The organism is Nonlabens sp. (assembly GCF_039941875.1).
Classification (GTDB): Bacteria; Bacteroidota; Bacteroidia; order Flavobacteriales; family Flavobacteriaceae; genus Nonlabens.
The window spans coordinates 21,443-35,014 of the sequence record NZ_JBDVDQ010000005.1 but is presented as its reverse complement, the minus strand read 5'-3'; the positions used below and the strand labels follow the sequence as shown (position 1 = coordinate 35,014).

Genomic DNA, 13,572 nt, shown 5'->3' with positions numbered 1-13,572 from the left:
CATGAAAAGATTATTAGATATAGAATTTCACAAATTTAGATATAGTAAAAGCAGTATAGTACTTACCATTATTTATTTAGTCATCGTAGTTCTTATGACGCTTAGTGGTATGATAAGAATAGACATTAATGGATTTAACGGTAGTTTTTCTGATTTAGGAATTTTCAACTTTCCATTAGTTTGGCATATCAGTACTTATTTCACTAGCTTTTTAAAAATATTTATAGCCATTGTACTAGTATCACTTACGGCAAATGAATATAGCAATAGAACGATTAAGCAAAATTTAATAGATGGATTAAGTAAGAAAGAATTGATACTTTCTAAGTTATACTTAGCCTTGTCTTTAGCAATTTTAACCACCGTTGTAGTATTTATAGCCTCATTAATATTAGGCTTAATTTATTCTGACTTTGACGAGCCTTCTATAATATTCTCACAAATGGGATATTTAGGTGCATTCTTCTTAGCACATTTGGTATTCTTTTGTTTCTGTTTATTTGCTGGTATTTTAGTCAAAAGAAGCGCCTTTGCATTAGGTTTTGTATTTGTGTGGTACATTTTTGAAGGAATACTAAACTTATTAGCTAAAGGAGTAGATACGTTTTACGATACCCACATTTATGAATGGTTGACCCATATTTTACCATTAAATGCTATGTCTAATTTAATTAAACAACCCTTTACAAAAATTGATCTAGTGGAGTCTGCTTTGAATCAAATTACTGTAGAAGGTATGGATTTTGGTTACGACATAGAATGGATAGATGTAGCATCTGTATGTATATGGAGTACATTATTTATTTACTTCTCATATGCCTTATTAAAAAAGCGAGATTTATAATCTCTATTAATATAATTGACTTATAAAATGTCGCTATAATTAATTTTATAGCGACATTTTCATTATTATCCATTTGCTTAAAATCAGGAAATGTTAAAAGAGTCTCAATTGTGATATGTGTATATTAAATTCGCACTATGCAGAAAAAGATATTCCTTCATGCCATTCCAATTTTGGCAATATTATTTAGTTGTGGTTTAGTTAATGCTCAATTAGAAGCCTCAAATTGGTATTTTGGTTTTAATGCAGGTATAAATTTTGATCCTACAACAGGTGCTGTTACCGCTTTAACAAATGGCCAAGTATCTACTAATGAAGGTTGTGCCAGCATATCTGACGAAAATGGCCAACTTCTTTTCTACACAGACGGATCTACTGTTTACGACAGTTCACATAACATAATGGTTAACGGCGTGGGCTTAAGAGGTAATCCTTCTAGTACACAAAGTGCTATTATCATCCCAAAACCACAGGACCCAAATATTTATTATATTTTCACAGTAGATGTACCAGCCTTCGGAGGTTCTGATGGGATACATTATTATGAAGTAGACATGACCGGAAATCGAGGTCTTGGAGAAGTAATTACTAACATCGCAAATCCTCCACAGCTCATAGGTCAGGCTGCAGAGAAGTTGACTGCAATTAATCATTCTGTCAATGACGAAATTCTTGTAACCGCGATGGCAAATGCCTCTGGGTTTGGTGCCTATGATTCATTTTTCACCTATACCGTAAGTGCCACAGGTGTTAATATAACTCCAGTAATATCTACTGTAGCAACTTCAACCACAGAAAGAAGAGGGAATTTAAAAATATCTCCTGATGGTAGATATATGGTATCTTGTAATATGAATTCAGGTACATTTATCTACGATTATGACCAAAGCTCTGGTGTTGTCTCTAATGAGCGTAGGTTATCTTTTACCGGTGCAAATCAAGCTGGTTATGGAGTAGAATTTTCTCCAGATGGAAGCTTATTATATGTTACAGCATCTAACGATGCTGGTGGATCTGGTGCTGCAAACCATACCTCTACCCTTTACCAATACCAACTTACGAACACAAACTTAGTAAATCCTATTGTTTTCGGTACCGTTATAGACACAAGACAGGGATACCGTGGTTCTTTACAGTTAGGAATAGATGGAAAAATCTACAGAGCCATATCAGATTCTTATGATATAGGCAGACCTTTTTTAGGAGTAATCAATAACCCTAATACTATAGGTGCAGGTTGTAATTATCAACATGATGCTATACCACTTTCTGGACGCGCATCAACACAGGGATTACCTCCTTTTATTCAAAGTTTCTTCGCTCTTATAGAAGTAGAGAATTTATGTCTAGGAGATGGTACCACCTTTGAATTTCAATCAGACACACCACCAGATGCAGTATTATGGGATTTTGGAGATGGAAATACTTCTACACAAGAAAACCCTACCCATACATATGCAGCAGCTAGAATTTATAATGTTGTACTATCTCTTACTAGTGGAGGTAGCACCAGAATATATCGTAAAAACGTTCAAATTTATGAATCTCCTGTAGCAAATCCTATATCAGATCAAGCTGCTTGTGATCTGGACTTAGATGGTATGGCCACTTTTGATTTAGATAATACTGCAACCCCAGAAATTTTAGGATCTCAAAGTGATTTAACTTATACGGTAAGATACTTTACAAATCAAAGAAATGCAGACGATAACTTAAACCCTATCACCACTCCATATGAATCAAATATCGCTAACCAAAGCCTAATCGCTAGAATCTATAATTCTAATAATGCTGAATGTTATGAAACTTTAAGTTTTAATCTAGAAATTTTTGATCAACCTGTTTCTAATACAGTAGATGATTTAGAAGAATGTGATGATGATTTTGATGGAATCATTGACTTTAACCTTAGTGATCAAACAGCATCAATTTTAGGAACTCAAAATTCAAGTGATTTTAATGTTTCTTATCATACTTCACAAAACGATGCAGATTTAGGAACTAACCCATTACCTAACACGTATAGAAACACCACTCCTTTTAATGAAACGGTCTTTGTACGTGTAGAAAATGTATTATCTAACAGTTGTGCCGACACTACACAATTCTTTGAATTAATAGTTAACCCTAAACCTATCGCATTAGATTTTACTGCTTTTCAATGTGATGAAGACGGCACCGTAGATGGTAGAACAGTTTTTAGTTTTGATAGTTTCAGCAATTCAATTAGTGATAATGCAACCGGAGTTTCTGTTACCTATTTCATTAATCAAAATGATGCAGATAATGATGTTAATCCATTAGATAGCACTAGCTACACTAATTTAACACCTATGCAAACAATAGTCGCAAGAGTAACAAATGATACTACTGGCTGCTTTACAACTGCAACAGTCACATTATCTGTAAGCGCTAGCGATGCTCAAGACACCACACTTTCCACTTGTGATGATGACGGTATAGAAGATGGTTTTTCAGAGTTTGATCTAACTACAGCTAGTAGCAATGTTCTTGTTAATGCTCCTGCTAATGTGACACTTAACTACTACCTAACTCTCAACGATGCTTTAACAGAACAAAACGTTCTACCTATCGCATACACAAACACCACAGCAAATAACCAGACTATTTTTGCAAGAGCAGAATCTCCTGATGGTAACTGTTTTGGAATAAGTGAAGTAGAGCTTATAGTTAATCCACTTCCTGTGATTGAACTTACAGAGCTCTATGATTATTGCGGTAATAACCCACAAGCATTGGTTATAGATAGTGGTCTTATAACTGGCTCTACCACAGATTACACTTATTCTTGGAGTACAGGAGAGACCACAGAGTCTATATCTGTAACTAATGGCGGTGATTATACAGTAACAGTAAGTAATTCTGATGGATGTTCGAGACAGCGACTAGTTACTGTTATTATAAGTGAACCTGCAACTATAAACAGCATAGAAGTAGTAAATGCTGGCACAAATGAATCTGGAAGCGCAACTATTAATGTTACTGGTCTGGGAGACTACGAGTATTGCATAAGTCTAGATGAACCTTTTCAAGACAGCCCTATTTTTGATAACATTGCTCCAGGATTCTATACTGCTTACGTAAGAGATAGAAATGGTTGTGGAACTACTACACAAGATTTCAGTATAGTGGGATACCCTAGATATTTCACCCCTAATAATGACGGATTTCATGATTACTGGCAGTTAATAGGTGTTTCTGTAGTTTTTGAACCTAATAGCGAGATTTACATATTTGATCGTTATGGTAAATTACTCAAACAACTATCTCCACAAGGTCCTGGCTGGGATGGAAATTATAACGGTACTCCATTACCATCTAGCGATTACTGGTTTAAAGCTACTTTAATGGACGGAACTACATTTTCTTCTCATTTTACGTTAAAAAGATAAATTATGATTGCCTATTTTTACAATAGAGCAATGAAGTATATATTTTATTTATTCGTTTTTATCTGTTCCGCTTTCGCGAAAGCGCAACTAGAATCATCCTATTGGTATTTTGGAATCAATGCAGGTATCGATTTCTCATCTGGTAATGCAGTGGCTGTAGATAATGGTCAGTTAGTAACTGGAGAAGGTTGCGCAACGATTTCAGATCCTTTTGGAAATTTATTGTTTTACACAGATGGATCCTTAATTTATGATGCAAATCATGTAATCATGCCTAATGGGACTGGATTAAAAGGAAACTCTTCTAGTACAAGTAGTGCTATAATAGTACCACTACCAGGCAGTTCTAGTCGATACTATGTTTTTACAGTAGATACAGATGACTTAGTATATCGCAATACAGAAGGTCTACATTATTCTATAGTAGATATGTCACTCAATAATGGTACCGGTGATGTAGATCCTTTTAATAAAAACATCAACCTATTACCCATCACATCAGAAAAACTTACGGCTATTACAAATGCAGCAGGTGATGGTTTCTGGATCATATCACAATTTGAAGGTTCTTTTTATTCTTATGAACTTACATCTGGTGGACTTAATACATCACCTGTAATTTCTCAAGTTGCTCCGTTCATAGAGTTAATTAATTCTCCAGTTACAAATGTAGATGTCGCGGCAATGAGAGGTTATATAAAAATAAATGCTCGAGGAAATAAACTAGCCGCAGCTCATTTTTCAAATAACACAACAGCAGAATTCTCTGGTATTACAAACGTGTTAACAGCTAGAAGTCTTGCATATACTAACGGTGGCGAACTTTACCTATATGATTTTGACAATGCAACTGGCGTGGTTTCTAATCCACAAGCATTACTAACACGATCTGATGGCGGTTCTATTTATGGAGTGGAGTTTTCTGGAAATGGACAGTTTTTATATGCCGAGGTAGATTATATGAATGCATCTACCACACAAATTTTTGACTTTATAAGAGGAGAAATCGTCCAATATGACTTAACGGCAAACAATATAACTGCTAGCGCACAAACAGTTCACCAGGATAACATTACCCCTTTTAGAGGTGCTTTGCAATTGGGTTTAGATAATAAAATTTACCACAGTAGATTTCAGCAAAATGCTTTAAGTGTTATAAATGATCCCGATTCTTCTGGCGTTAATTCTAATTATGTATTCAATTCATTCCCTTTATCTCCTAATACAACTGCATGGTATGGACTACCCATCTTTGTACAATCATTTTTACTTAATGGAGAGATCGAGACGATGGATCATTGTTTTGGTGAACTCCAAGATTTTAGTATTCGAACTGCTGCTAGCATCGTTTCAGTAAATTGGGATTTTGGCGACATAGATTCTGGAGAAAATAATTTTTCAAATGACTTAAATCCAACTCACTTATTCTCTACTCCTGGTACATATACGGTAACAGCCACTGTAGAAACATTAGTACAAACATTTACAATAACACAAGATATAGTTGTTTTCGATCCTGTTGAAATTAATGATTACACATCCGTAATTGAAGAGTGTGAACTAGGCTTTGACAAAGCAATTTTTGATTTAACACAAATAACAGATCAAATAAGTAGTAATTCAAATCAGGAGGTTACTTATTTTGAAACTGAAAATGATGCACATGAAAATAGGAATCAAATAATCAATCCTAACAATTATACTAATCTTTATTTAACGCAAGAAATATTTGTGAGAGTATCTAATTCGAATTGTTTTGATGTTTTTTCTTTCAAAATAATTACCACACCCTGTCAAGTAGAAGTTTTTAACGTCGTAACACCTGACGGTGATGGATTAAATGATACGTTTATCGTTTCTGGCCTATATAATATTTATGATAAACATAAAATGTATATATTTAACCGGTACGGACAAAAGGTTTGGGAAGGAAATAACATAAGTGGTAGATGGGACGGCACATCAAATACTGGTTTACTTCACTCCAATGACATTTTACCTACAGGTACATATTTTTATGTATTAGAATTAAATGAACCTAACACAAAGCCCCAAGCCGGTTATGTTTATTTAAGATAGCAATTAACTACAATCCAATTAACTATAAATAAAATGAAAAAACTTTTCCTCCTAACCTTAACTTTTTTTCTAAGTTTTCAAATCAATGCACAAGTAGAAGCCTCATGGTGGATATTTGGTAATGGTGCTGGCTTAGAGTTTACACCTAATCCTCAAGTTAGATCTACGGCACCTTTTTTATTAGCTTCGGGCTATAATCAAGAAGAAGGAGTTGCAAGTATTTCTGATGATGCCGGAAATTTACTTTTTTTCACTAACGGTAGTGATGTATGGAATAGAAACGGTTCTATTATGCCTAATGGTACTGGCTTATTAGGAAACGCATCTTCCACACAAGCAGCTATAATCGTTAAAGCACCAGAAACACCAGGTGTTTATTTCATCTTTACTGTAGGTACCGCAAATGGTGCTGGACCATTAGCTTACTCAAGAGTAGAAATGGCTTTAAATGGTGGACTAGGTGACGTTGTATCTGGTGTTAAAAATGTCATACTTCTTCAAAGTTGTGCAGAGAAAGTCTCGGCAACTATCAAAACTGGTTCAAATAATGCATATGTAATGACGTTTGCAGAAAGAAATGCTACAGCAACCTCTACAGGAACTGGTAATCATGATTCTTTATTTGCGTGGGAAGTTAGAGGGATACCAGGTGCAGGAATATCATTTGTAGCAGCTACTCCTATACCTCAAACAGCAAATGGTAATTTACCTTATTACACAACCTCCTTAGCTAGTGCTACTAGTGTAAATGGAATGCTAAGAACATCTCCAGATGGTACCAAAATCGCTATTGCAAATAATAATTTCGGTACTCCTAGTGTGGCATCAGGATCTGGTTGTTATTTATATGAATTTAATCCAGGTAACGGTCAGTTTGCAGGTGCTGGTTTACAATTAGATGCTGGAGCAGTTTATGGTGTTGAATTTTCTAAAACATCTCAGTACCTTTACTGTGAAACAGGTTCTAGATTTGGTACGGTAACAAGAGATGTCTTTCAATTTGATTTATGTGACACAAATAATATAATCGCCTCTAAAAACACTTTAATAACTGGTGCTCCAGATGGAAGAGGTACTTTACAATTAGGTCCTGACGGAATTATTTATGCAGCGAGGGCAGACAGCAATTACTTAGGTGCTATTTTAAATGCAGATAGAGCTACAGCTACTTATGTTTCAGATTACATCGATTTAAGCCCTGGAATTTGTAGAGAAGGATTACCTGTATTTATTCAATCGAATTTTCAAAGTTCATTTGTTGCAAATGATCAATGTCAAGGTGATATTACCGAATTTGAATTAGCATGTTTACCGCAAGTAGCAGCATCTATGTGGGATTTTGGCGATGGGAATACTTTATCAGTTACTGGTCCTGGTGTAGTTCAAAACACTTATGCAACCGCAGGTACTTATACCGTTAGAGTGAATGTAACCGATGTTTCTGGCGACATAAGAGACTTTGTTCAAGATATCGTTATATACGAAAATGGAATTGTAGATCCTATTGATACTACATTATTAGATTACTGCGATGATGATAATTCTGGTTCAGAAATTATTGATTTAACGCAATTCACAGCCGATGTTTTAGGTACTCAAGACGCAGCAACCTTTAACATCTCTTACCACCCTACTCAAACAGATGCTGAAATGGATACGAACCCATTACCAGATAATTACGATGTGAGTGTGGGAACAGTACAAGTATGGGTTAGAATAGCAAACAGTACCTCTCCTATAGACGACGGTTGTAGCGCTGTAGCATCATTTGATCTTACCGTTAGCACCACACCTAGTGTATCAAATATACCAGACTTTGAACTATGTGACGACTCTAGCGAGGATGGTATAGAAGATTTTGATCTTGCAGGCTATCTAAGTGTTATAGAGAACACCGCTGGTAATCCTGTAGATGTAACATACACCTACCACCCTACACAAATGGATGCTGATATGAATACAGCTGTTATTGATACAACTGTACCGTTTACTAACACTATATCTCCACAAATAGTTTACGTAAGATTACAGAATATTAATGATGTAGACTGTTTTGGTACTGCACCTATAAACTTAAGTGTACAAGCATTACCTTCCATCTCTACTCCTAGTGATATAGAAGTATGTGATGATGCACCATTAGATGGAAGTAGTGACTTCATATTATCAGATCAAGATAACAACGTGGATCCTACTGGATTAAACACTGTTACTTATTATAACAGTTTAAATGATGCTGATTCTGGGAACAATCCATTACCTAATACATATAATGTAACAGGTTCTGAAGAAATCTTTGTGAGATCAGAAACACCTGATGGCTGTTACAACACTACCAGCTTTAATATCACCGTACAAGCAGCACCTGCTATAGGTAATGCACCAGATCTTACTAACATTTGTGACGATAGTGTTGATTTGAACCAAAACCTTTTTGAATTATCTGTACAAGATGATATTATCCTAAATGGTAATAATCCTGCAGACTTCACTATTAGTTATTATACTACTGATGCAGACGCTCAAGCTGGTATTAACGCACTACCCACTTCTTACGTAGTTCCTTTTCAAGCAGGAACAACTTCAGACTTACTATTTGCTAGATTAGAAGATAATGTTACTGGATGTTTCAACACGTCTCAATTTACTATCATATTTGAGCGTTGTGAAATCATCTTCCCAGAAGGATTCTCTCCTAATAACGATGGCATAAATGATACGTTCTCCATTCCTGGACTGGCAGAGCAATACAATAACTTTACACTTCAAATATTTAATCGTAATGGATCAGTTGTTTATGAAACAGCCGCTAGTAATTATGTAGAATTTGCAGGTATACCTAATAAAGGTGTATTATCTGGCGACGGTCTACTACCTACAGGAGTTTACTTCTACGTTATTAAATATAATGACGCAGACATAGAAGACACAGCAAGTTGGGTTTATATCAATTACTAAATAAATTGACTTATTAAATAATCAAAATCCTAGTTTTAATTAACTAGGATTTTTTTTTATCTTTAAACTGTGCTGTTAGTTACGCTTTCGCGAAAGCGAAACGGAATAAAAACACTTTAAACTATATCGTTTGAAATTTTACAGCATTTTACTATGCATGCATAATAAAAATTACTATATTGCAGTATATTTATAATTATGAGAGATAAAACAATCGATTACATTCTTAGAGCTACGTGGATGTCAGTTTCTAAAATGTATAATGAACAAGCTGCTGTTAAGGGCAGTACTATGTCTACAGGGTTTGCTCTTATTAGTATAGATCCAGAAACAGGAACACCTAGTACGGCTTTAGGACCTAAAATGGGAATGGAAGCTACTTCTCTATCACGCACACTTAAAATGATGGAGAATAAAGGTCTCATAGAAAGACGTAGAAATCCAGAAGATGGAAGAAGTGTATTGATCCACCTAACAGATTTCGGCGCTGAAATGAGAGAATTTTCAAAGTCAGTTGTTAAAACTTTTGACCAAGTCGTTAAAAATGAGATTGAACCAGAAAAAATAGATACCTTTCTAGAAGTTGCCTTTAAAATTAACGAAATAGTAAACTCTAAAAAAATCTTCAAAAAAAAAGCTCTATTAGCTCAAAAATAATATGGGAAAACGTAGAATAAAACATGTAACCGTAATAGGTTCTGGTATCATGGGAAGTGGAATTGCTTGCCATTTTGCAAACATAGGTTGTGAAGTACTCCTACTGGACATAGTCCCAAGAGAACTTACTGACAAAGAAAAGGCCAAAGGTCTAACTCTAGAAGACAAAGTAGTCCGTAACCGTATGGTTAACGATAACCTTACCGCTTCTGTAAAGAGTAAACCGGCACCTTTATACAATAACTCATTTGTAAACAGGATTTCTACTGGAAATCTAACTGATGATTTATCAAAAATTAAAGACACGGACTGGATCATTGAAGTCGTTGTTGAAAGGTTAGATATTAAAAAATCTGTTTTTGAACAAATTGAGAAGTACCGCAAACCTGGTACTTTAATTACCTCAAATACTTCTGGTATTCCTATATCTTTCATGAATGAAGGGCGTAGTGAAGATTTCCAGAAACACTTTGCAGTAACTCACTTTTTCAATCCGCCGAGATATTTAAAATTATTTGAAGTTGTTCCAGGTCCTAATTGCGATCCTGCAGTTACTGATTTCCTAATGGAATATGGAGAGAAATACCTAGGTAAGACATCAGTTCTTGCAAAAGATACTCCTGCATTTATAGGAAACCGTATCGGTATCTTTTCTATACAGAGCTTATTCCACACGGTTAAAGAAATGGGTCTTACTGTGTCTGAGGTTGATAAACTTACTGGTCCTGTCATTGGACGTGCTAAGTCTGCAACTTTTAGAACGGTAGATGTTGTTGGACTAGACACCCTTGTACATGTTGCAAATGGTGTTTATGAAAACTGCCCAGAAGACGAGCATAAAGACACCTTTAAATTACCAGACTTCATCAACACTATGATGGAGAACAAGTGGTTAGGTTCTAAAACAAAGCAAGGATTTTATAAAAAGAACGTCACTAAAGAAGGTAAGAAAGAGATTCTAGCATTAGATCTAGACTCTATGGAGTATGTGAAACAGCCACGTGCTAAGTTTGCTACTCTAGAATTAACAAAAACAATTGATAACGTAGCAGATCGTTTTCCTGTATTAATTAAAGGAAAGGATAAAGCTGGTGATTTCTATAGAAAATCATTTGCATCTCTTTTTGCCTACGTGCAACATAGAATTCCAGAAATAAGCGACGAATTGTACCGTATAGACGATGCAATGAGTGCAGGTTTCGGTTGGGAACATGGACCATACCAGGTTTGGGATGCCGTAGGTGTTGCAAAAGGTGTGGAGTTAATGGAAGCAATCGGTAAAAAACCAGCTGCTTGGGTAACAGAAATGTTAGAGAAAGGATTTGAATCTTTCTATACCGTAAAAGATGGATCTACCTACTACTACTCTATCCCAGATAAAGATTATGTGAAGAAACCAGGTCAGGATGGGTTTATCATTCTGGACAATTTACGTGCAAATGCTCCAGTATTTAAAAACTCTGGTGTAACCGTACATGATATAGGTGACGGTATCCTAAATGTAGAATTCACTTCCAAAATGAATTCTATAGGTGGTGACGTACTTGCTGGTATGAATAAAGCAATTGATATCACTGAAGATCGTTTTGACGGTTTAGTAGTAGCAAATAATGGTGCTAACTTCTCTGTAGGAGCAAATATCGGTATGATATTTATGATGGCTGTAGAGCAGGAATATGATGAGCTGAATATGGCTATCAAGCAATTCCAAGATACAGTGATGAGATTGCGTTATAGTAGTATTCCTACTATCGTAGCGCCGCATCAAATGGCATTAGGTGGTGGTTGTGAAATGACTATGCACTCTGACGTTGCTGTTGCAAGTGCAGAGACTTACATCGGTCTAGTAGAATTTGGTGTAGGTGTAATTCCTGGTGGTGGTGGATCAAAAGAAATGGCACTAAGAGCTAGTGACACTTTTGAGAAAAACGACGTAGAGTTAAATAGACTAAGAGAATATTTCCTTACTATAGGAACTGCTAAAGTTGCAACAAGTGCGTATGAAGCATATGATCTAGGTATCTTGAGAAAAGGTGTGGATCATGTTGTTGTAAATGATAACAGACGTATTGCCTTTGCAAAAGCACAAGCAAGACTTCTAGCTGACAAAGGTTATACACAACCTGCTAAGCGTAAGGATATAAAAGTATTGGGCCAGCAAGCATTAGGAATGTTCTTAGTAGGAACTGACGCTATGAAAGCTGGTAAATACATAAGTGAGCATGATTTAAAAATCGCAAATAAACTAGCTTATGTAATGGCAGGTGGTGATTTAAGTGCCCCTACCCTTGTCTCTGAACAGTATTTATTAGACCTAGAACGTGAAGCATTCTTAAGTCTTACTGGAGAGAGAAAAACACTGGAGAGACTTCAACACATGATCCAGAAAGGTAAACCTTTAAGAAACTAAGAAAATGACAAACGCATATATAGTTGCCGCAAAAAGAACGGCAGTAGGAAAATCAGGTCGTGGTGTTTTTAGATTTAAAAGACCAGACGAGCTAGCAGCAGAAACTATTCAAGGAATGTTAAAAGACCTTCCTGAATTTGATAAAGGTCGTATCGATGACATGATTATAGGTAATGCAATGCCAGAGGCTGAGCAAGGTCTTAATATGGCACGTCAGATATCACTTCTAGCATTAGATAGAGTGGATATTCCAGGTATAAGTATCAATAGATGGTGTGCATCTGGACTAGATGCTATCGGTGCAGCTGTGGCAAGAGTACAATCAGGTATGGCACAATGTATCGTGGCTGGTGGTGTAGAAAGCATGAGTTATGTTCCTATGGGTGGTTATAAACCTGCTCCAGCTTATAGTCTGGCAAAGCAAGGTCACGAAGACTACTACTGGGGAATGGGACTTACTGCCGAAGAGGTTGCAAATGACTATAAGGTTTCTAGAGAAGAGCAAGATCAATTTGCTTATGACTCTCACATGAAAGCCTTAAGAGCACTAGCTGAAAACCGTTTCCAAGATCAAATCGTCCCTATAGACGTAGAAGAAACGTATCTAGACGAGAATGGAAAAAAGAAAACTAGAACCTATACAGTAACTAAAGATGAAGGACCTAGAAAAGGTACAAGTCTAGAGGCTCTTGCAAGATTACGTCCAGTATTTGCTGCAGGTGGTAGTGTAACTGCTGGTAACTCTTCACAAACTAGTGATGGAGCCGCATTTACACTTGTAATGAGTGAAGAAATGGTAAATGAATTAGGTATAAAGCCTATTGCAAAACTAGTAAGCTTTGCCGTAGCAGCTGTAGAACCTAGAGTAATGGGTATCGCACCTATAGAAGCTATTCCTAAAGCGCTAAAACAAGCAGGTCTTAAAAAAGAAGACATGGCTCTTATTGAGTTAAATGAAGCTTTTGCAAGTCAATCTGTTGCTGTGGTTAGAGAACTAGGTCTTAATAAAGAAATAGTTAATGTAAACGGTGGTGCTATCGCACTAGGTCATCCACTAGGTTGTTCAGGAGCAAAACTATCTGTGCAAATCTTTGACGAGATGCGCAAGAGAGGAAACCAAGGAAAACACTGTATGGTAACCATGTGTGTGGGAACTGGACAAGGAGCTGCTGGTATTTTTGAGTTTTTAAATTAAGAATTACGCTTTCGCG

7 protein-coding genes are annotated in these 13,572 nt (G+C 36.0%); all 7 read left to right on the top strand.

What is annotated here, in order from left to right; genetic code table 11:
- Window position 1: 1 nt before the first annotated feature.
- The 7 genes from ABJF08_RS04065 (at window position 2) to ABJF08_RS04035 (ending at window position 13,556) form a co-directional block, all read left to right on the top strand.
- A complete protein-coding gene (locus ABJF08_RS04065; RefSeq protein WP_348114784.1) occupies window positions 2-844 on the top strand; it encodes an ABC transporter permease subunit in 843 nt (280 codons plus the stop codon).
- Window positions 845-981: 137 nt separating this feature from the next.
- Window positions 982-4,257, top strand: a complete 3,276-nt coding sequence (locus ABJF08_RS04060) for a T9SS type B sorting domain-containing protein (RefSeq protein ID WP_348114783.1) — start codon at window positions 982-984, stop codon at window positions 4,255-4,257.
- 30 nt (window positions 4,258-4,287) lie between these two features.
- A complete protein-coding gene (locus tag ABJF08_RS04055; RefSeq protein WP_348114781.1) occupies window positions 4,288-6,336 on the top strand; it encodes a gliding motility-associated C-terminal domain-containing protein in 2,049 nt (682 codons plus the stop codon).
- A 33-nt stretch (window positions 6,337-6,369) separates the two neighbouring features.
- On the top strand, window positions 6,370-9,294 hold the full coding sequence (locus tag ABJF08_RS04050; protein ID WP_348114779.1) for a gliding motility-associated C-terminal domain-containing protein: 2,925 nt from the start codon (window positions 6,370-6,372) through the stop codon (window positions 9,292-9,294).
- Between the two features lie 198 nt (window positions 9,295-9,492).
- Window positions 9,493-9,951: a MarR family transcriptional regulator gene (locus ABJF08_RS04045; protein ID WP_104515169.1), complete on the top strand. Its 459-nt coding sequence runs from the start codon at window positions 9,493-9,495 to the stop codon at window positions 9,949-9,951.
- 1 nt (window position 9,952) lies between these two features.
- Complete coding sequence (locus ABJF08_RS04040) at window positions 9,953-12,361, top strand: 3-hydroxyacyl-CoA dehydrogenase/enoyl-CoA hydratase family protein (protein ID WP_348114776.1); 2,409 nt, start codon at window positions 9,953-9,955, stop codon at window positions 12,359-12,361.
- 4 nt (window positions 12,362-12,365) lie between these two features.
- Window positions 12,366-13,556, top strand: coding sequence for an acetyl-CoA C-acyltransferase (locus ABJF08_RS04035; RefSeq protein ID WP_348114775.1), 1,191 nt, complete (start codon window positions 12,366-12,368; stop codon window positions 13,554-13,556).
- Window positions 13,557-13,572: the final 16 nt, after the last annotated feature.

Excerpts from the sequence above, each read along its gene's own strand:
- ABJF08_RS04065 (WP_348114784.1), top strand. The coding sequence starts at position 2 with ATGAAAAGATTATTAGATATAGAATTTCACAAATTTAGATATAGTAAA.
- ABJF08_RS04060 (WP_348114783.1), top strand. The coding sequence starts at position 982 with ATGCAGAAAAAGATATTCCTTCATGCCATTCCAATTTTGGCAATATTA.
- ABJF08_RS04055 (WP_348114781.1), top strand. The coding sequence starts at position 4,288 with ATGAAGTATATATTTTATTTATTCGTTTTTATCTGTTCCGCTTTCGCG.
- ABJF08_RS04050 (WP_348114779.1), top strand. The coding sequence starts at position 6,370 with ATGAAAAAACTTTTCCTCCTAACCTTAACTTTTTTTCTAAGTTTTCAA.
- ABJF08_RS04045 (WP_104515169.1), top strand. The coding sequence starts at position 9,493 with ATGAGAGATAAAACAATCGATTACATTCTTAGAGCTACGTGGATGTCA.
- ABJF08_RS04040 (WP_348114776.1), top strand. The coding sequence starts at position 9,953 with ATGGGAAAACGTAGAATAAAACATGTAACCGTAATAGGTTCTGGTATC.
- ABJF08_RS04035 (WP_348114775.1), top strand. The coding sequence starts at position 12,366 with ATGACAAACGCATATATAGTTGCCGCAAAAAGAACGGCAGTAGGAAAA.